Annotated in this window: 14 protein-coding genes; 2 read left to right on the forward strand and 12 right to left on the reverse strand. The window is 41.9% G+C overall.

The genetic code is table 11. The features are described from left to right. Nucleotides 1-323 precede the first annotated feature (323 nt). From F1E73_RS10585 to F1E73_RS10620, 8 genes are all read right to left on the reverse strand, one after another. On the reverse strand, nt 324-1,634 hold the full coding sequence (locus F1E73_RS10585) for a TRAP transporter large permease (RefSeq protein ID WP_191089006.1): 1,311 nt from the start codon (nt 1,632-1,634) through the stop codon (nt 324-326). Continuing rightward, nucleotides 1,624-2,112 carry a TRAP transporter small permease gene (locus F1E73_RS10590; RefSeq protein WP_086475567.1) on the reverse strand — a complete coding sequence of 163 codons (489 nt, stop codon included), beginning with the start codon at nt 2,110-2,112 and terminating at the stop codon, nt 1,624-1,626. The genes F1E73_RS10585 and F1E73_RS10590 overlap by 11 nt, the downstream gene beginning before the upstream one ends. Beyond that, a complete protein-coding gene (locus F1E73_RS10595) occupies nt 2,112-3,107 on the reverse strand; it encodes a TRAP transporter substrate-binding protein (RefSeq protein ID WP_086475568.1) in 996 nt (331 codons plus the stop codon). The genes F1E73_RS10590 and F1E73_RS10595 overlap by 1 nt, the downstream gene beginning before the upstream one ends. Before the next feature lie 152 nt (nt 3,108-3,259). After that, nucleotides 3,260-4,471, reverse strand: a complete 1,212-nt coding sequence (gene uxuA / locus F1E73_RS10600; RefSeq protein ID WP_150451882.1) for a mannonate dehydratase — start codon at nt 4,469-4,471, stop codon at nt 3,260-3,262. Nucleotides 4,472-4,474: 3 nt separating this feature from the next. After that, on the reverse strand, nt 4,475-5,293 hold the full coding sequence (locus tag F1E73_RS10605; protein ID WP_150451883.1) for an SDR family oxidoreductase: 819 nt from the start codon (nt 5,291-5,293) through the stop codon (nt 4,475-4,477). A gap of 91 nt (nt 5,294-5,384) precedes the next feature. Further along, complete coding sequence (locus F1E73_RS10610) at nt 5,385-6,764, reverse strand: putative oxidoreductase C-terminal domain-containing protein (RefSeq protein ID WP_150451884.1); 1,380 nt, start codon at nt 6,762-6,764, stop codon at nt 5,385-5,387. A gap of 91 nt (nt 6,765-6,855) precedes the next feature. Beyond that, nucleotides 6,856-8,232, reverse strand: a complete 1,377-nt coding sequence (locus F1E73_RS10615; protein WP_150451885.1) for a Gfo/Idh/MocA family protein — start codon at nt 8,230-8,232, stop codon at nt 6,856-6,858. 13 nt (nt 8,233-8,245) lie between these two features. Continuing rightward, entirely contained in the window at nt 8,246-9,481 is a 1,236-nt protein-coding gene (locus tag F1E73_RS10620; protein WP_150451886.1) for a DUF6807 domain-containing protein, read from the reverse strand. Between the two features lie 296 nt (nt 9,482-9,777). Between F1E73_RS10620 and F1E73_RS10625 the strand changes: the two genes are divergently transcribed. Together F1E73_RS10625 and F1E73_RS10630 are read left to right on the forward strand one after the other, a co-directional pair. Next, nucleotides 9,778-10,800, forward strand: a complete 1,023-nt coding sequence (locus tag F1E73_RS10625) for a LacI family DNA-binding transcriptional regulator (RefSeq protein WP_150451887.1) — start codon at nt 9,778-9,780, stop codon at nt 10,798-10,800. 5 nt (nt 10,801-10,805) lie between these two features. Further along, nucleotides 10,806-11,723, forward strand: a complete 918-nt coding sequence (locus F1E73_RS10630; protein ID WP_150451888.1) for a ThuA domain-containing protein — start codon at nt 10,806-10,808, stop codon at nt 11,721-11,723. A 108-nt stretch (nt 11,724-11,831) separates the two neighbouring features. Here the strand turns inward: F1E73_RS10630 and uxaC are convergent, their stop codons facing one another. The 4 genes from uxaC to F1E73_RS10650 all read right to left on the reverse strand — a co-directional run bounded on the left by uxaC (nt 11,832) and on the right by F1E73_RS10650 (nt 20,017). Beyond that, nucleotides 11,832-13,238, reverse strand: coding sequence for a glucuronate isomerase (gene uxaC / locus F1E73_RS10635; RefSeq protein ID WP_150451889.1), 1,407 nt, complete (start codon nt 13,236-13,238; stop codon nt 11,832-11,834). A gap of 79 nt (nt 13,239-13,317) precedes the next feature. Next, entirely contained in the window at nt 13,318-15,549 is a 2,232-nt protein-coding gene (locus F1E73_RS10640; RefSeq protein WP_086475577.1) for a DUF7133 domain-containing protein, read from the reverse strand. Nucleotides 15,550-15,834: 285 nt separating this feature from the next. Then, a complete protein-coding gene (locus F1E73_RS10645; protein ID WP_150451890.1) occupies nt 15,835-16,242 on the reverse strand; it encodes a response regulator in 408 nt (135 codons plus the stop codon). Then, nucleotides 16,229-20,017, reverse strand: a complete 3,789-nt coding sequence (locus F1E73_RS10650) for a PAS domain S-box protein (protein WP_150451891.1) — start codon at nt 20,015-20,017, stop codon at nt 16,229-16,231. Before F1E73_RS10650 ends, F1E73_RS10645 begins: the two co-directional genes overlap by 14 nt. Nucleotides 20,018-20,490: the final 473 nt, after the last annotated feature.

Here is a 20,490-nt window from a genome sequence, read left to right on the forward strand (position 1 = left end):
CTGAATAAATCCTACAATTACAAGAAAATTAGTGAAATACCCTAAAAGCGTTTGATTTCGACTGACAAAAAGGGATAAATAGCCCGACAAACTATCAATTTTCCACTTTTTGGCACGTACCCGACAAGTTGACTATCCAACTAAACAATAAAATTATTCCTACTCTAATGGTAAGAACGTTGCATAGACCTAGAAACACATTTGGAATAAAAATCTAAAAATGGGCTTCATTTCATCTTTGACAACCTAAACACGAGTAATTCTTATCTACCTAGTTGAAACCCGATCAATAATTCACGTACCACTACTGTGAAAGGCCCCTATTATTCTATTAAACCAAAGGCACGTGGCAACCATAGGGATAGCTCAGGGAAATAGGTTAAGAGCAACAAAACGAAAATCATGGCCCCCAATAGTGGCAATAATGGCTTTATCACCTTAGTAACTGGAACCTTAGCCACTCCACTACCAACAAACAACAGTGTCCCCACCGGGGGTGTACAAACTCCAATGCATAGATTAAGAACAATTACCATTCCAAATTGCACGGGGTGCATTCCCAAGGCCATTACCACTGGCAAGAAAATAGGGGTGAAAATAAGTACCGCCGGGGTCATATCCATAAAGGTACCCACCACCAATAGGGTTAAATTGATAAACAACAAGACCATAAGGGGGTTTTTTACCGACTCTAACAAGAATCCCGTGAATAACTGAGGAATAGATTCGAAGGAAAACAACCAGGACATGGCCATGGAAGCTGCAATGAGGAACATTACAATAGCCGTTGTTTTGGCACTGCGAAGGAGGATAGGTTTAAAATCGGAGAATTTCAGCTCTCGGTTTATAAATCCGAGTAAAATAGCGTACACCACCGCGATGGCAGCCGCTTCTGTGGCCGTAAAGATTCCGGCTACAATACCACCCACTACAATTACCAATAAGGTTAGACTTAGAATAGCATTCTTAAAATCGCGGAACAATTTTTTAAAACTTACCCGTTTCCCCTTTGGCAATCCTTTCCTTAAGGCATATACGTATACTACGGCCATAATAACCAACCCTACCAATATTCCCGGAATATAGCCTGCAATAAAGAGGGCCGCCACGGATGCCGTACCCCCACTGGCCAAAGCGAAAATAATTAATACGTTACTAGGGGGAATTAATAGTCCTGTGGTGGAAGAACTAATATTTACCGCTGCACTGAACTCCCTTGGGTAACCGTCTTTTGCCATTTTATCTGTTAGTGTACTTCCTATAGCGGAGGCTGCTGCAATAGCCGACCCCGATATAGCCCCAAATAACATGGCCGAAATAATATTTACATAGGCCAAACCTCCCGGCAAACTTCCAATAAGCGATTTGGCAAATTCAATCAATCTATTGGCAATTCCTCCCCTATTCATTATTTCCCCGGCCAATATAAAAAATGGTATCGCTAAAAGCGCAAAGTTATCAATCCCGATAGTCATTCTTTGACTTACCGTTGTGGTAGCTGGCAGATAGGCAATTTTTATCAAGAGGGTAATGGTTGTAGCTATCCCTATGGAGTAGGCCACTGGCACCCCATAAGCCAACAACCCTAGAAAACTTACGAACAATACAAGAATACTAATGGTTTCAATGCTCATGGTGACTGGGATTAAAAGTGATTTTGATATGATAAATGGAAAAGAATATTATTACGAGTCCGCAAAGGGGCACAATGGCATATACATACCCTAAGGGAAGCAACAAGGCCGGTGAAACCTGCCCTAGTTTAAGGGTGATATACACCAAATTTCCACCGCCGATCACCATCACTAGCAGTGCAAAAACAGCCATAATTAGTTGGATAACCCGATGTCTTTTATACTGTCTTTTAGGGGGAAGTTTCCCCAGTAAGAAGTCCATGGACAGGTGTCCTTCTGGTTGTCCGTTGATATAGGCGGCCCCCAATACGGTTAACCAGATAAGGGAAAAACGGGCAAATTCTTCGGTAAAGGAACTAGATTGTCCAATGATATATCTTGAAGCAACCTGCCAAACCACATCTAGCACCAATAGGCTAAATATAAGTACTAACATTCCTTCAATGATCTTGTTTAAGGTAGAATAAATGGTCTGCATTAATGGTCTTTAATTTGGTCGATTATTTTTTTCATGTTTGGGTCTTTCATCAACTCTTCCATGATGGGTTTGGTTTTGGCTATAAAGGGGCTTTTATCCGGATTGTAAATTTGTACCTTGGCCTCCTTAAGGACCTTCATGTTTTCTTGGACGGTCTCTTGCCAGTACACCTTTTGTTTAGCAACACTCTCATTTGCAGCTTCCTGCAACCATTCCTTTTCTACATCATTCAGCGTCTCCCAAAATTTGGTCCCTACCACTACCACGTCTGGCACCATGGTATGTTCGTCTATGGTGTAGTATTTACAAATTTCATAGTGGTTAGAGGTTACAAAGGAGGGGACATTGTTCTCGGCCCCATCTACCACTCGCTGCTGCAGGGCTGTATAAAGCTCTCCATAGGCCATGGGGGTAGCAGATCCACCAAGATCATTCACCATATTAACGGCCATTTGATCGTTCATTACCCTAATTTTCTTCCCTTTTAAGTCGTCCGGGGTTTTTATAAATCCGTCCAAGGTGTAAAAGCTTCTAGCCCCAGCATCGTAAAAACAGAGTCCTCGAAGCAGGTGATCGCTACCGCTTTCCAAGATTTTCTTACCCACTTCCCCCTCCAATACCTTAAACATATGCTCGGTATCTCGAAACAGGTAGGGGATTCCCAACACCTTGTATTCTGGTGCAAAACTGGACATGGAAGCAGCGCTCACCTTGGTCATGGCAAGACTTCCTATCTGCAACAATTCTAACATCTCCCGTTCTGACCCCAATTGGCCATCTGGAAAAATTTTAATCTGCAGCTTACCACCTGATTTCTCCATAAGTGTCTCTTGCATTGCTACTATCCCCTTATGCACCGGATGGGAAATGGGCAATGAATGTGCAAAAAACAATGTTTTATGGGAGGCACTTTCCGAGCAGGAAGTTATAAATAGGTAGGCCATTGCCCCCATTATTCCCAATAATTTCCGTCTTAAATAATTAGTTACCCACATATCTTTTTATTACAAATCTGTCTGCTAAAGATAACAACCTTAGCGTTTTAATATCAAAATCTCAAAAAAACACCCTTTAAAAGAACTGCTAGCCCCCTTTCCTAATGTTAACAGAATAGCTGCACCGCTTTATGCACCTTCTTTTAGAGGCGCTATGAAGGCTCACCATCTGGTAATAACAGCTCACGCAACCCTTTCTCCAAACCATAGAGTTGCGCCATCCCGATCCCCCTTCCTATAAGGGAGTATCCAGGATAAAACTCTTTCCTCCTTTTTTTATCTTCCAGTAATACATGGCCGTGATCTGGCCTCACCGGAATAGCCACCTCGCCCTTTCCACTTATATGTCTTCTTTGTTGCTCTCTAATAAGTGCCTTCATTATTTTCCCCATAGGGATAGCCCCATCCAGATGGGCAGCTTCGTAAAAACTGCCATCGGCTTCACGGTAAACATTCCTTAAATGCAAAAAATGAATATTGGGCCCAAAATCCTCTATCATCTTCAAAAGATTATTGGAGGCAATAGCCCCCAAAGAGCCTGTACAAAAGGTGATTCCATTATTGGGAGAGGGAACACAGTCTAAAACAAACCTCAAATCCTCATAGGTAGCGGCTATCCTAGGTATACCAAACACCGGGAAGGGAGGATCATCTGGATGAAGAGCCATTTTAATCCCCAATTTTTCGGCTTCAGGTAGTATAGCTTTTAGAAAATAGACCAGATTTTGCCGTAATTCATCTTTTGTTATTCCACTTATCTCACCTAGGGTCTTTTTAAATTGAGATATGGGTATGGTTCCGTTAGATCCCGGCATTCCTGCCAAAATAGCATCTAAAAGCCTTGCAGATTGTTGGGGATCTAAAGCGTGAAAGTAGGCTTCCGCTGCCTTACACTCTTCCTTAGTATACGCTTCTTTTGCTTTTTCCCTTTTTAAAACAAAAAGGTCGAAAGCTGCGATGGCCGTTGGATTGTAGCACAAACTAATAGCTCCATTGGGGAGTTTATAACTTAAATCGGTACGTGTCCAATCTATAAGCTGCATAAAATTATAGCAGACAATTTTTATGTCGTGAGCGGCTAAATTTTTAAGAGTTTCTATATAATTCTGGATATACCTATCACGTTCTGGCAATCCATATTTTATAGCCTTATGGACATTTACACTTTCTACCACAGACCACTCCAGTCCATGGGATGCAATTTCATCTTTTATGGCTCTAATTGCTTGCATGGACCACCCCTCCCCTATAGGAACCTCATGACAGGCCGTCACCACTCCTACTGCCCCAAGTTCTCGGATATCTTGCAAAGACACGCCAAAATTAGGGCCGAACCACCGTAATGTTCTTTTTAAATACTCCATGGATTACACGCCGGAGAAAGAGCTAAAACCGCCATCCACATCATATACAGCACCGGTAACAAAGGAAGAAGCATCACTTAAGAGGTAATGGACCATTCCATTAAGTTCTGAAGCATCCCCAAAACGGGCCATGGGGGTATTGCCTATTATTTTTTTCCCTCTTTCCGTAAAAGATCCGTCCTCGTTTGTTAGTAGGCGTTTATTTTGATTGCCAATAAAAAATCCAGGGGCAATTGCATTTACCCTGATTTTATCACTGAATTTGGATGCCAATTCGTTTGCCATCCATTTGGTAAAGATATCTACCCCCGCCTTGGCCAAGGAATAGCCCAGCACTCTAGAGATGGTCTGTTTAGCTGCCATAGACGATATATTTATAATAGATCCATACCCTTGGTTGGCCATTATTTTACTGAGAACAATAGTAGGCATCACCGTTCCCATTAGGTTAATGTCTACCACTTTTTGAGTGTCCCCAATTTCTATATCATAAATGGTCTGTTCGGGTTTTAAGGTAGCTCCTGGGATATTACCACCTGCGAGATTGATTAACCCATGCAGCTTCCCAAATTTGGCTACTATATTCTCCCGTACTTCGGTCAATGCCTCTTCACTCATTACATCCACCACATAAAAATGGGCGCTATCGGAATCCCTGCTATTCAACTCCTTGCATTTCGCTTCCAATTTATCCTGGGAACGGCCCAACAAAATTACTTTTGCCCCTTGTTCTACTAAATAGGTAGCAATGGATCCCCCTAAAGTACCAGTACCTCCAGACAGGGCATAAATTTTATCTTTTATCGAAAACAATTCACTCATCAATCTTTGTTTTAGGATGCTATATGCATCTATAATTACTAATGGTTATTATTTATAACTTTTATCCTCGTGATTAGGGTAGGGAAGCATCCTATTCCTTCTTCGCCATTTTATACCCTTCTATAGTAGTGTAATATTTGGTTAGCATGTTTGGCTCCTCCCAATTAGGTAATTGCCCCTGCTTTAAATATCGTAAATAATTTTGGGTTACTTGTGCGAAATGTGCTTCGTGTCCAATTTTATATTTCGCTGGGATATGAATCTTGTATAGTAGGTTATTTACTTTTTCTGCAGTAATTCCTGGATATATTTTAGCAATATCTCCCTGCAATGCCGCATTAATATCAGCTTCTAGATTCCCATTTTCTTTGAGACTTACATACAGGGTTGGCTTATAATCTTCTTCTGCTCCCTGTTTTATAATGAGATTACTTTTAGTTCCTCTCATTATACTGTAGTGGGTATCACCAGTACCTTCGGGAGCTTGGTAATTCCAAATCACCGAAACCTTGGCGTATTTACCTTTAATCTTATAAATCATTTCCCCATTGCAATACACCTTTAGCTTGTCGCCCACCAAATCTTTTTTAAGGTAGTCTGGAAAAGTATCCAAACCAGTCACTTTACTAAACTCCTCCAAAGTAAGATCTGTAGACCAGCGCTTGGCGCTTACCATCTCTATATCGGACTGGTTGATGATTTGCTCGGGGAATAGCTCCCATTGCACCAGATCTACCAAATGCGTGGTTACATCTACCATCCCCTCCCCTTCTTCGTTGATATCAAAGAACCATGCCGGACGTACTAGGGGCTCCCCGGAAACGTATTTATAAAAATGGTGTACACTTTCCTTACTGATAGCAGGAGTTTCCTGGCTTCCGTCTATCACCTTCCCAAATACCTTGGGAGAAGCAGATAAAAGTCGCTGTACATCCGTAGTCACCTCAAAACGTTCGGTCATGATATCATAGATCAACACCCCATTTTCCTTGGCCACCTTAAACGCCTCCTCCAGTTTTTGATATCCTTCTGGATTTATCACCAATGGCTTATCTGCATAAACATTAATTCCGGCTTTCACTGCGGCAAGAATATAGTCGATCTTTTTGGAGTTCTTCCCAGCGACGATCATAACATTCCCCGGTTTCTCGGCTATCATTTTTTTCAAATAACCGTCTCCCAAAAAAGTTTCTACCTGCCAATCCCTAGGGGAATCTGCTCTAGAATTATAAGCTTCTATCTTACTTAAAAAATCTTTTACCTCTGGCCCTTCTGGGGCATAGACATACATGGTGGAGTCTACCTCTGGATACATGGTTTTTTGCACCAGTGCGGCATGGAAATGCCCAGGGTCCAAGGTCATCAACCTCACCTTTTCCGTATCGGGTTCCTCGGTTAATTGTTTTTCTTTTTTGCTTTCCCCGCAGCTTAGACAAAGAATTAGGAAAAAGCTAATAGTACAGTATTTCATAGCTTAAAGTATAAACGCAATTACCCCCTCCATTGTTTGGTAGAATGTAGCAATAGGGAGGTACAATTTGCGATAAATTGGATTTAGGTTATTACACCTTTACATAGTTGGTTCCGTAGGGTGCTCTTTGCTCCCTCTGTAATAAGGCATTGGCTTCATCGTCATTTATAAACATTTCTTTTTCGTTGTCCCACTCTAGCTTTCTATCAAATTGCATGGCAATGTCACTAATTAAGCAGGTAACGCAGGCCTTATGTCCTTTTTCTACAGGAGAGATGGGAGTTTCCCTAGATTTAATACAGTCTAACCAATTTCCGTGTTGATCTTCTATTTTATATAAATGTGTTTCATTCTCACCTATTACAGATTCCAAAATCTTGGGATCTGAGGCATTTAATGCCTTGTTGCTTTTTTCTTTATCCACAGGGTCGGAGGCAGAGGCCTGGTAAGCCCCTCTGGACACAAATATCCATCCATCCTCACCAATGTATTTTATCCCATTGGGATACCCTCCACTGGTATAGACCGTAATATTATTTTCATACTGATGTTTCACAAAAAAATCGCCATGCACGTTCCAAAGACCAGATTTCGGGAATTCGGCCAAGGCCTCCACAGAGATTGGCCCAGTTAATTCCGTATTCATTCCCCAAGCTGCCGAATCGTAATGATGCTGTCCCCATCCGGTGATCATCCCTGCCCCATAGCTCCTAATTCGGAGCCAACCAGGTCTGCCATATCCTTGTTGCGGATGCACGCCAATTTCGGTATAGGGCACTTCTGGTGTTGAACCTTGCCATGCCTCAAAATTAAGATTTGAAGGTATAGGCATTGGGGGTGCCTCTGGTCCGGCTGGATCCCCCGGCAGTCCAATCTTAACGGTATGCAACTTTCCTATCCTCCCATTACGCACCAACTCTGCAGCAATTCTAAATTGGGGCATTGCCCGTTGTTGGGTTCCAACCTGTAGAATGGCTCCAGTTTTCTGAATTACTTCTCGAAGCTGCTGCCCCTCCCTAACCGTTAAGGAGGTGGGTTTTTGTAGGTAAATATCCTTTCCTGCCAAGGCAGCTTCCATAGCGGGTTGGGCATGCCAATGATCGGGCGTACTTATCACTACGGCGTCTATATCTTTATTGAGGAGCATCTCCCTATAGTCGTCGTAAACCTTGGTATCCATATAATTATCCTGTCCCGTTTTCTGCTTATAGAAATTATCTACCAATATTTTGGCATCGGCAGCCCTATTGGCATCCACATCACAGACGCCTACAAAACGCGTCTGCTCGTAACGGATGGTATCGCGGATATCATGGTCGCGCGCAATTCTTCCACAACCAATCTGCCCAATATTTATCTTGTTACTAGGAGCATTTTTCCCGAATACACTTGCGGGAACTATAGTGGGAAATGCCACTGCCGCCGCTGTACCCAAGGACGATTTCTTAATAAAACTTCTTCTTTGCATTGGTAATTATAATTTAGTTTGTTATTTCTTCTACTTGTGGCGGATTTGCAAATGACTGCCAATAAGCTTCCGCTTCCCCTTTGGTCAATTCACCCTCAAACACTAGCATTCTATAATTTAATGTATACTCTTTATTTGGTTCTATGGTCCACTCTTCATGTCTGATAGGGCAAAACTCAAAAAACATATCCCCACGACCACCGTTCCCATCTATGGGCCAAACCCGCATAGGTTCTGGATGGGCCCTATTTTTTGGATAACTCATAAACAAAATACCATTGGTACCTTTACCATTGGCAGATGCACCTGTCACCATACACCAACGGGCATTGGTCCCATCTGCCGTGAGTCGGTCCTTCCCCTCCGAGGTGAGTACCGTAACATTGTCCTTATGCCAACGTTCTGAAAAAAGCATTCCGAGTCCACCCCCATAGCGATAGGCTTCAAAAAGAATTCCAGACCCTAGTGGGGTATTAAAAGTTGTGGTATAATCTACCATATAGTGATCTGGTCTACCCAAATCCCAAACCCTTACCGCTAGATTTTCGTTTAGGGCTATTTGTTTTTCTGGCTCGGTTGCCGTTAAGTTGATGTGCTGTTGTTGTGCTGAAAACCCCGCGTAGATAGCGCCTTGGTACAGTTCATTAAACTCTTTAAAAAGCACCGTCCCTTGCTTCTCTCCCAAATTCCAAAAATCTACCTGCTCCCCTTTAATCCGGGTTCGGGTCCACGGACCCCAGATACCATAATGATGATAGTGGTCTGGAGGTTGAATACGACTAAGCGTGTCCCCAGAGGGGGAAAGTAAGGGATGAATATATCCAGATTTCCCAAAGACCGAATCTACTCCCTCTGGGGGATAAGTCATTCCAAACCTATAGGTTAATAAAGGTAAAGTCCCTTTTGTTAAATTAAGATCTCCTTTACTCTTAATGACCCTTACTCCTGCATCTAGTTCGTTTTCATCCACTACCTGTTTAAGCGTATACTGCTCCCCATTTTCGGCAGTGTGAACAAACCACAGTTTACTCCTATTCTTGTCTAATTGGAAGGGGATTATACGGCCCTCATTTAGCAGTATCAAGTTTTCTGGATCGTGCAGAGAATTGTTCCCCAATTTCTCCAAATCCAAAGCGAACGGGGAGGTATGTAAAACGCCTTCATTATTGAGTACGGCAAACTTATAGACGCTGTTGTCTTTACAGGATAGGGTGATCATCAATACACAAGCAATAATGACTTGTTTCATTTTAATGGGTTAATTATAGAACATTTCCATAAAGCTACTAATTCCATTAGACCCCTTCTCTTGTTGTATTCTAGGAACAAATTCTTGATTATCCTCTCCCCATTACAAGCTCCATCCTCTTACGCAACCGATTGCATAAAAAATCCTTACCGACCTCTTTTATTATATCCTAAAATATCGCAAATTATAGCGTTTATCCTATGAAACCTTAACATATAGTAGCTTTTATGATGCCTAAGGTATAAAAATATTGCTTACTTTTACTGCAACAATTGCGCAACTTTTCAATAAACCACATGAATAAGAGGATTACCATCTATGATTTGGCTAAAATGCTTAATGTATCCCCAGGAACAGTAAGTAGAAGTCTTAACGACCATCCATCCATTAGCAAAAAGACTAAGGAAAGGGTAATTGCCAAAGCCAACGAATTAGGCTATAAGTCCAATAAGTTTGCAGCTAACCTCAGCAAGCAACAAACCAACACTATAGGGATCATTGTCCCTAAGCTAGACTCTTATTTCATGTCTTCCATGCTTGCAGGGATAGAGAAAACGGTAAATGAAGCAGGATATAATTTAATTATCAGTCAGTCTTTAGAGTCCATGGAGAAGGAAAAGCTTAACGCTGCGACCTTATTTAGCAGTAGCGTAGATGCCTTATTAGTATCCTTGGCATACGACACCTCTAGCTTTGAACATTTCACTCCTTTTATCCAGCACAATATTCCGCTATTATTTTTAGATCGTGTGCACCATATCCCCAACTGCGCCACTCTAATAATAGACAATAGATTAGCTGGAGAGGAAGCTACGGAACATCTGATACAACAAGGCTGCAAGAACCTGTTATACATAGGAGGCAATCCACAAAGGAATGTATATTCTGACCGATTTAAGGGATTTAAAGACGCCCATTTAAAAAACAATTTTACGGTTGACGCTTCCTATTACTTGGAATCGGATTTGAGTCGAGATTCCATAGGGATGATCGTAGCGCATCTAAAAAGCACCAACAGAAAGATTGATGGGCTTTTTGTAGCCAGTGATACCTTTGCAGCGCATTTAATTAAGGCGCTGGTACAGGGAGGTTATAAAGTTCCAGAGGACCTAAAAATAATCGGGTTTAATAACGATCCCGTTTCGGAGCTGGTAACCCCCACCTTGAGCACCATAGATTATCCTGGATACGAGATGGGCGTCTTGGCTGGCCAAAGTGTAATCAGTCAACTAAAAGGAAGTATCAATTTTAAGTCGGCCAACACCATTACCCTTAGACACCAACTAATTATTCGCGAATCTACCTTAAACAATAAATAACAATCATGAAAAAAACTATTATCACTTGTCTATGCGCTCTCTTAACAGGCTCCTTTTGGGCCCAGAGCTTGGAGTCCTTTCCGGTAACGGATGAATGGCTCGCCAAAATAGAAAGCATAGCTCCTTCTTCCCCACGTGTTAAAGCCAGTACAAAAAAGGTACTTGTATTTTCGCAACACACCGGTTTCTACCATTGGACCACCCCGCACAACAATGAAATGCTAAAAATATTAGCAAGGAAAACTGGTGCATTTGAGGCAACTATAGCTTATGACATAAGTAGTTTCGATAAAAAAAACCTAAAGCAATACGACGCTATCATTCTGAACAATTCTAATCCGGCCGGACCTAAGCGCGACTTGTTCTGGGATCTTCTTAAAAAGAACAGCAGCCTTCCGGATAAGGTCATAGAACAACGAGCAGCTATTTATGAACAAAACTTATTGGATTTTGTGGCCAAGGGTGGCGGTCTAATGATCTTACACGGAGCAATTACCGTACAGAATAACTCCGTAGCCTTTAGCAAAATGACCGGAGGTAGTTTTGATTACCATCCCAAGCAGCAAGAAATGCACCTGAAGGAGGTAGATCCCAAGCACCCTTTGGTACAGGCTTTCAACGGCAAGGGTTTTACCCATGTAGACGAACCCTACTTTTTTAAGAATGCCTATTTCGACTATAATTTTAGGCCGCTTCTGTATATAGAGGCAGATAAACTGGAAGATGTACGCCACAAAGTAGAAAACAACACCATTTATGTATCTTGGATAAAACGCCATGGAAATGGCAGGGTGTTTTACAGTTCACCTTCCCATAACGCTCAAAGCATGGACAATCCGGCATTGCTACAGTTCTTCTTGGATGGCTTGCAATATGTAGTTGGGGATCTAAAAGCAGATGACAGCCCTATAGGCAAACCCTAGTTTCGCACCGTATAAACAGTATTTAACAAATGAAAATGCGCACCATTTCTGGTGCGCATTTTTTTATAACCATTCAAAGCGCCCCCTAGCGTAGGCTAGGAAAACAAGCTATTTATTAAAATCGAAATAGGATTTGGCATTGTAATAGGAGATATCCGAAACAATCTTGCCCAACCATTTTTCATCAGCAGGCAATTCCCCATTTACCACATCCTGTGCCAAAAGGTTGCACAATATTCTTCTAAAATACTCGTGCCTAGTAAAGGAAAGGAAACTTCTAGAATCTGTTAACATACCCACAAAGCAACTTAAAAGGCCCATATTAGACAAGGTATTCATCTGCTCTTCCATACCTTGTTTTTGATCTAAGAACCACCAACCGGAACCAAATTGCACCTTCCCTTTTACCGAACCGTCATTAAAATTCCCAACCATAGTAGCTATGACCGCATTATCTGCCGGATTAAGGTTATAAATGATGGTTTTTGCCAATTGGTCCGTGCTATCCAAGGCATTTAGAAAACCACTTAACGCCCTAGCCTGTGAAAAGTCGCCAATAGAATCGAATCCCGTATCTGGGCCCAATTGGGACAACAGCCTTTTATTATTATCCCTAATAGCCCCCAGATGAAACTGTTGCGCCCATCCCATTGCATGGTATTTTCTCCCCAAGAACAGCAATACTTGAGATTTAAAGTAGTTTACCTGGTCTTGTGGGATAGGCCTTCCATTCTTTACCTTTAAGAAGCATTCCTGTATGTTGTAGGTGCCTTCCTCAAAGAAATATAGTTGTTCCAACCCATGGTCTGCCAACCTGCAGCCCTGGTCGTGGAAAAACTGAATTCGGTTAACCAAGGCCTCCAATAAATCTTCATAATTCTTGATCGCAATCCCAGATACTTCCGACAATTGCTCCAAGTACAGAACATAGTCATCGCCTCCCTCTAAGGCAAAGGCCTTATCTGGCCTAAACGTGGGAAAGACCTTTGGTGAAACCCCTTGCTTCTTAATACTTCTATGATATTCCAAAGAAGCAATTGGCTCATCTGTTGTACACAGGGATTCTACTTGCTGCTGCTGTAGCAACCCTTGGGCATAATGCGATTTTTGCGCCAATTGCGCATTGGTATTTTCATAAATTTCCTCGGCCGTATCCGGTCCTAAAAGCACATGTATTCCGAAATAACGCTGTAACTCCAAGTGCGTCCAATGGTACAATGGGTTTCTGACGGTAAACGGAACGGTACCGGCCCATTTTAAAAACTTTTCCTTATCACTTGCTTTCCCAGTAATATAGTCTTCATGGATCCCCAGGGTCCTCATAGCCCTCCATTTGTAATGATCCCCAGCCAGCCAGGCCTCACTAATTGTATTGAATTGATAATTCTCCGCGATCTCCTTGGGAGATAAATGGTTGTGATAATCTATAATCGGTAAATCCTTGGCATACCCATGGTACAATCGCTTAGCAAAATCGCTCTGCAGTAAAAAGTCATCATCTAGAAAGTTTTTCATAATATATAGGTATTAATGCCGGTGTTTACGGTTATGCTATTTATAAAATTTCCGCCAAGGTTTTAAAATACATTCTCATTTAACGCGCCTCTTCGATCAATTGGTTTAGCTCCTCCTCGGTATATTCCATCCCGCTTTTTGATTTTTGGTCTCGCAGCGTTTTAATCTTGGATGCATTAAGCGACCTAGGATGATTGGAAAAGGCATTGGTGACATAGGAAATAATATCGGCTATATCCTGATCCGAAATATTGCTGTTATTCATAAGACCTGGCATTTGGTGGTTCTCATCATATATTTCCCCGTTTATTTCCAAGGGTCCTTTTAAACCGTGCAATATAATTAACCCCAATTGCTCCACATGTTTGGAAATATACTTGGAACTAGTCAGCGACGGAGCCAATCCGGTAATCCCTTCCCCACTAGGAGCATGGCAAGCAGCACAAATTTGTCTAAAAAGCATCGCCCCTTTTGTCCTAGAGTCGGTTTTAGGCATTTGCTCGGAATAGATATAGTTTGGACGCTCCTTAATTTTTCGCTCCTTGGTGGCCGCCAACAGGGAGCCTATACCAGAGGTCGCCTCCATTCCCTTCCTTAGCACATAGGCATCCAAAGAATCTAACACCGCTTCAGATCCACTAACTATGGCCTCCTGCACCACCTTATTATCCTGATATTTTTGGGCTAAACTATGAAGTAATGGAAAGAACAAAGCTTGGTCTTCCTTGGCCCAAACTCCCAGTGTAGAAGCAAGGTAGGTGTCAAGGACAGCTTCCTCACGACCAAGCAGCTCCTTGAAAAGTCGATGAGCTTCCAGCTTGTTTTTACCGCTCGCAAACCCCTCCATGAGCACCAGACCATGTGCGGCTACCTCTGCTCCGGAATTCAACACCAGCTGTTGTAGCAACCCGAAATTAAGTTCCTCCAAGCCTTCCAAGGTGTATAGCGCGTGTATTTGCCCCAAAGGTTCATTTTCATTCCCTAAAAGGTGCTGTAAAGACGGGACAAGCTTCTTATTATTTCTGTGTATCAACAATTGCTGGGCTCGGTCCCGCACCCAACCGTTGGCATGGGTCAATAATGACACAAGCTCTTCCCCCTCTATATTACTGAGGTCTACAGGTTTACCATCGGGTTTATTTGCATTTTTAACTCTCAAAATTCTTCCATAGTCCAATATGGTATCCAATTGTTTCTCTGCCGAGACCTTTTTAAGGTAAGGGCTTAGGAAGGCGTAATGTTGAATTACCCCACGGTGCATATCTACCACATACATATTCCCATCCGGGCCATTGGCGAGATTAACAGGTCTAAACCCCTCATCTGTGGAGGCCAAAAACTCTTTCCCTTCCCACGCTTGCTTGGCGGTTACCCTCCCATTATTAAAGCTAAGAACATTCCTTTTTATGGCATTCACTTCTGGGATACACACAAAGACATTTTGATCATAGTCCTCTGGGAACATTCCGCCCCTGTACACCAGGGGACCGCAAGCAGCAGTTACATTAATCAACAGGCTATCTTGGTTAAGCACCCCTTTCTCATAGCCTCTATTTACCGATGCGGCATGAACTGGGTATACCCGTTGGTCCAGGGTGAGCACCTGAGCTACCCCGTGTTTCGGCACCATATATTTATTGCGGACCAGCCTATTGGGCAAAACGTGATCTCCCATTAACTGGGTAGAATTATTATTGTAATAGAGTCGGCCAAAATTATCATGGCTAATTCCCCATTGGCCTCTAAGGGTAGTAGGCTCCTTTATCCATTCTCCGTTTTTTCGCCGGTATCTGAAATTGGATTTGGCATTATAGATCCAGTTATCCACATTCATCCTTAAACCATTGGGCTGATGTTCCGGATTGCCCACCGTGGCATATAAGGAATCTACCAAGACCTTATTTACAGGCTTATCTCCTGCTATTTCCACAAACCACAAGTTGGGAGATTCTACATACAACAGCCCTCCATAAACTAGGGCCAACGCTCTTGGCATCACCAAACTATCCAAAAAGGGAATGGCATGATCCATTACTCCGTCCCCATCTTTATCTTCCAATATTTTTATAGCACCCGAACGCTCTTCTTCGCCTGTACCTTCTAGGTTTTGCATAAACCCAGGCATTTCGGCAACCCAAATCCTTCCACTCTCGTCAAAATCCATCGCCACGGGAGCCACCAGTAGTGGTTCCGAAGCCACCGCTTCTAGTACAAAGCCATCTTCCAAGATATAATCCTCCAGAGAAATTACTGGTTCTTCATAGGTGGGTTTACAAGAAACAATAATCAATAACATTAAAAAATATCGCATTACGCTCACATTGTTTTTATGGGAGGACGCGTGTAAAACCACCTAAGCTCCTCAGATTTATAGTTCATAACGGACCATAGGCAATTCCGGAAAATCCCCTAGGATCCTAATTTTAAGCATACTAAAATACCACAGCACCTTTAAAATTACTAACCTAACAAAGATTTTTAATTTAATCTGGAAAAGATTGGAAAAAGGGGAAGAATCCAGCTGTTTTTTTTAAGCATTGAGCATCAAGGCTTTAAGCTGGAAATGAATACGCTATACTTATAACTACCACCAAGGTTATTTCTCAGCGGTTTTCAATTTATCTTTTAGCAGCCTAATTTTTTCCTTTGAAAGTGGTTTTTCAATAAAATCATGAACCACATCGTAGGACTTAATCCTTTGCACCTCTTTGGGGTCTATGGTAGAGCTTACTACAAAAATTGGTTTCTTGTCTATTTTAGACAATTTACTTACTTCATCCAGAAATTCCCAGCCGTCCATTACCGGCATATTCAGATCTAAGAAGATAACATCGGGAGCATCCTCATTTTCCTCACCACCTGGCATAATATGCTCCAATGCTTCTTTTCCATTTTTATAGACTTTAACATCCGAGCAAAAGTCATTTTTCCTGAGCAATATTTTTGCACCAAAAACAAAGACTGGATCGTCATCAATAATACAGACTTTTTTAACTGTTTTCATGTCTAAAATAGGTTATAAAGTTCGTCCCCCTATCCACTTCACTTTCTACAACAATTTTACCCCCCATGGCTTCTACTTGGTTTTTACAGAGGAATAGCCCCATACCACGGGCATCGGGATGATCATGAAAGGTTTTGTACATTCCAAACAATTTAGAACCGTGCCGTTCCATGTTAATTCCCAATCCATTATCCTTGACACTTAAGAAAACAAAGTCTCCTTCCATACCTGCCGTAATCACAATCAGGAGTGGACGATCTGGAGATTTATATTTAATAGCATTGGTTAAGAAGTTGAGTATAATACTCTCCAAGTAGGCATGTACCGCCAGTACATTAATATCTTTATCCACGTTGATTTCTATCTTGGACCCTGCTTGTTTGGCCAAGGACTCTATGGAATTTACTGCGTTTTGTACGTTTACCAGTAAATTTTGGGAACTTAGGGTATTGCTTACTTTGGAGTTGATCTCTACTATTTCATTTAAATGGCAGATGGTATCATTCATACTATCCGAAACCATTTTGATATTTTTAAAATACTCGTTTTCAGATATAGCTTCATCGTCTTGCTCTGCCAAATCTAGCAACATAGAAATATTACTGGTATGGGACCTTAGGTTATGGGATACAATATGTGCAAAATTCACCAATCGGTTATTGTGTTCGGTAAGGTTATCGGTCAGTAGTTTTTTGTCTGAAATATCCTGAATTTGGGACACCAAATGGGTAAATTCTCCAGAATCGTTCCTCGCCGCCGCCAGGGCAACCTGCACCCAAACATACCTTCCACTCGCGTGGATGTACCGCTTTTCTACTCTATAGCTTTCCCGTTTCCCCTCTGAAATTTCCTGCAATAAGCCAAAGGTCATCTCCCGTTCCTCCTCATGGGTAAGCTGAAAAATGGTCTTGTTCAGGATTTCCGGCTCTGTGTATCCTAGGATCTCACAGATTTTAGGGTTTACTTTCTGCAGTTCCCCGTCCAAATTAAGCACCATCATTCCTATAGCGGCATGCTCAAAAGTCTTTCTAAAAACCTCCTCGCTAAAAATAAGGTCTAGTTGCGTTCGCTTATTTTCATTAATATCCTGCACCAAGCCTGATAAGCGTACGCATTTCGCATTTTTAAATTCGGGAACCCCAATCATCCGCATCCACTTCAGGTTACCTACCCCTGTCTTCAACTCCAACTCAAAATCGAACTTCTCCCCATTATCGATCGCGTATTGCAGGGTCTTGAACATCATTGCCCGATCCTTTTCCTGCACAAAGGTGTTAACTACATACTCTATTCCCTGTGGCAGGTAGTCATCTACCTCCAATATTCGTCTTAGGTTATCACTCCACACCACAATTTTAGATTCCGGATCCATTTCCCAAGACCCCAATCTTCCAATTACATGGGACTGCTCTAGGCGATTCTTATAATTTAACAAGAGAATTTGATCCTTTTTCCGTTGGGTAATATCCTCTACTTGGGAGACGAAATGTAGCGCCTCTCCTTTTTCATTTTTTACGGCAGCTAGGGAAACATTGGCCCAAATAACTTGTCCATTTTTATGAATATACCGTTTTTCCATCTTATAGGAATCCCTTTTTCTTTCCATAAGTTCGGCCATCAGCTCTGCCGTCCTTTCTATATCGTCTGGATGGGTAACGTCGTAAAAAGACAATTCTTTCATTTCCGATTCGGAATAGCCCATGATGTTGGTAAGGGTAATATTGGCCCTTTGCAGCCTCCCTTTTAGGTCTATGACAGCCATCCCAAAAGGAGCATGTTCAAAAGTGAGTCGCGACTCCTCTTCCTTAATGGCCAATTCTTTTGCTGCCACCGTTTCTTTATCCACATCCTGAAAGAAGCCGTACAATCGCGTACATTTTCCGTTCTTATAATCGGGTATCCCAATGGTTCTAGACCAAAAGATTTTTCCGGTAGTATTTATCACTTGAAGCACATGATTAAAGCCTTTTCCCTCTTCCATGGCCATTTTCATGGCCTTTTTCATCGTTTCCCGATGCTCCCCCTCCTTAAAGAAATCGTAAACATCTTCCAAGGTGGGAACGTAGTCCTCTGGCACTCCGGCCATTTCTTTAATCATTGGACTCCAATACAGGGTGTTTTCATCAATATCCATTTCCCAAATCCCGATATTAGCTACATCATTGATCCTACTGATAAGTTCGGCATTGTGCTGCAATAAGAGTTCATTCTGTTTCCGCTTGCTAATATCCTGCACCTGGGAAACAAAATGCATAATCTCCCCCTCTTCATTGGTTATGGCAGACATGGAAGTATGGGTCCAGACAACCGTTCCTTGTTTATGGATAAACCTATAATCCATTTCTATATGTTGACGTTTGCCCTGTATCAATTCGCCTATCCGATCCTTATAGCGTTCTAAATCTTCTGGGTGGGATACATCCGTCAGATTCATTTGCTGTAACTCTGCCTCAGTATACCCATAAATGCTACAAAAACTAGGATTGGCGTGCATCAATTTAACATCCTTACTTACAAAAGCCATCCCTATGGTAGAGTGATTAAAGGTTTGTCTAAACTGCTCTTCCCTAAGTTTTATTTTTAACTGCGCCTTTTCTATATGGTCTACATCCTGCAAAAGCCCATATACCCTTCGGCAACTTCCCTTGGAAAATTCGGAAAGCCCTATAATGCGCACCCATTTCACCACTCCATCATTGGCCTTTAAACGGACCAATTCTTCAAACTCTATAGGTTTCTCCATCGCCTTCTCTATGAGCGCATCTATTCGGGACCTATTTTCTCCTTCCACTATAAAGCTTAGCCCATTTTCTATAGAGGGGTTATAATCTGCAGAGACCCCATGTATTTGTCTGGTGACCTTACACCAATAAATTTTGCTGTTCTGAAGATCTATTTCCCAATGCCCCACTTTTGCTGCCTCATTGGATCGCTCCAAGAGGTCTTTGTATTTTGCCAGAAGTAGTTCATTTTTCTTTCTTTGGGTAATATCGTAGTGCATCCCAGAAACCACTTCTGCTTGCCCGTAAGCGTCATACTTAGTGATTTCCCCACGACAAAGTATCCAAACCCAATGCCCCATTTTATGACGCATGCGATACTCCAATTCGTAGGCACCATTTTGCTTTATGTGATTCTCCAGACTTAATTTAACATCCTTTCTGTCCTCCGGGTGCACAAGATTATGGAAAACCTGGACGGTCGTTGGTGCTAATTCTTCAAGGGTATAACCAATCATTTCGGCCCATCTCTCATTACACACTACAGCACCCGTTTTTAGATTTCCTTCCCAAATCCCCAGCTTTGCCCCTTTTATAACATTATGGTACTGGTCGTTTTTTTGTGTGAGCTGCTCCTTACATTCCAAGTATTTATCCAAACAAATGGCCATCCCCATTAACCGGTTGGGTTTCCCCGCCTCATCGTATGCAATGGCTCCCTTAAAATTCACCATCAAGGTGTGCCCCCTTGCATGTTTGCAGACAACATCTACGTTAAATGGAAACTGTGTAGGGTTACTCTGGTGTTTTTGATAAGCCTCTAAGATTAGCTGAAGGTTATCCTGATCCAAAAGTAAGGACCATTGAAAGGGTTGGTCTTCTACCGGGGCAGTATCATAGCCTAGTAGATGCCAAAGTTTATCGTTTAAGTAGCCAAGCTTAGGATTCTTAAGATCCCAATACCATAAACCATCGAAGGCATTTTGCCCCAATAAATTAAAGAACTGGGACTCGCTCCCTATCCATGCGTCAAATTCCCTCTTTAAGCCACTCATAAAAGATGTGTAAATAAAACCCTAAGTTTATAAATATATTTAATTTTAATAGATTAAGTTGCCAAAGAATCGCAAATTTTCACAGCTTCTGTACCCACTTACAGATCTAAAATCATTTAAAACACCTTGTCAAACTTTCATCTTTAAAACGGCGTATTCCTAGGCTTATAAAGTGATATAAAAATCCCTTTGCCCCCTATTTTGGCAAAGTTGCGTAATAATAAAGCGCAAAGCTGATTTTAATCGACGAACTACTTAATCGGACCAATCATCGGAGGAAAAACAGGAAAGAAGATTCATACAAAGCCATCCCTCCACAAGCTCCTTTGTTTTAATTTTTCAAATTACTTTGAACTCAGCAGCGGCATAAATTACCATTCTACCCTCTATTGATTCTAGCACTACGGGCCTCATTTTCTTGGGAAATCAATTTATTCCTTAGCTATGCACCGAATATAAAAACTTCTTATAAC

The sequence above is a fragment of the Arenibacter lacus genome (assembly GCF_008711145.1).
Taxonomy (GTDB): domain Bacteria; phylum Bacteroidota; class Bacteroidia; order Flavobacteriales; family Flavobacteriaceae; genus Arenibacter; species Arenibacter amylolyticus.

What these genes read in the sequence shown, in the direction of transcription:
- F1E73_RS10585 (WP_191089006.1), bottom strand. Translation starts at nt 1,634, where the DNA reads ATGAGCATTGAAACCATTAGTATTCTTGTATTGTTCGTAAGTTTTCTA.
- F1E73_RS10590 (WP_086475567.1), bottom strand. Translation starts at nt 2,112, where the DNA reads ATGCAGACCATTTATTCTACCTTAAACAAGATCATTGAAGGAATGTTA.
- F1E73_RS10595 (WP_086475568.1), bottom strand. Translation starts at nt 3,107, where the DNA reads ATGTGGGTAACTAATTATTTAAGACGGAAATTATTGGGAATAATGGGG.
- uxuA (WP_150451882.1), bottom strand. Translation starts at nt 4,471, where the DNA reads ATGGAGTATTTAAAAAGAACATTACGGTGGTTCGGCCCTAATTTTGGC.
- F1E73_RS10605 (WP_150451883.1), bottom strand. Translation starts at nt 5,293, where the DNA reads ATGAGTGAATTGTTTTCGATAAAAGATAAAATTTATGCCCTGTCTGGA.
- F1E73_RS10610 (WP_150451884.1), bottom strand. Translation starts at nt 6,764, where the DNA reads ATGAAATACTGTACTATTAGCTTTTTCCTAATTCTTTGTCTAAGCTGC.
- F1E73_RS10615 (WP_150451885.1), bottom strand. Translation starts at nt 8,232, where the DNA reads ATGCAAAGAAGAAGTTTTATTAAGAAATCGTCCTTGGGTACAGCGGCG.
- F1E73_RS10620 (WP_150451886.1), bottom strand. Translation starts at nt 9,481, where the DNA reads ATGAAACAAGTCATTATTGCTTGTGTATTGATGATCACCCTATCCTGT.
- F1E73_RS10625 (WP_150451887.1), top strand. Translation starts at nt 9,778, where the DNA reads ATGAATAAGAGGATTACCATCTATGATTTGGCTAAAATGCTTAATGTA.
- F1E73_RS10630 (WP_150451888.1), top strand. Translation starts at nt 10,806, where the DNA reads ATGAAAAAAACTATTATCACTTGTCTATGCGCTCTCTTAACAGGCTCC.
- uxaC (WP_150451889.1), bottom strand. Translation starts at nt 13,238, where the DNA reads ATGAAAAACTTTCTAGATGATGACTTTTTACTGCAGAGCGATTTTGCT.
- F1E73_RS10640 (WP_086475577.1), bottom strand. Translation starts at nt 15,549, where the DNA reads ATGCGATATTTTTTAATGTTATTGATTATTGTTTCTTGTAAACCCACC.
- F1E73_RS10645 (WP_150451890.1), bottom strand. Translation starts at nt 16,242, where the DNA reads ATGAAAACAGTTAAAAAAGTCTGTATTATTGATGACGATCCAGTCTTT.
- F1E73_RS10650 (WP_150451891.1), bottom strand. Translation starts at nt 20,017, where the DNA reads ATGAGTGGCTTAAAGAGGGAATTTGACGCATGGATAGGGAGCGAGTCC.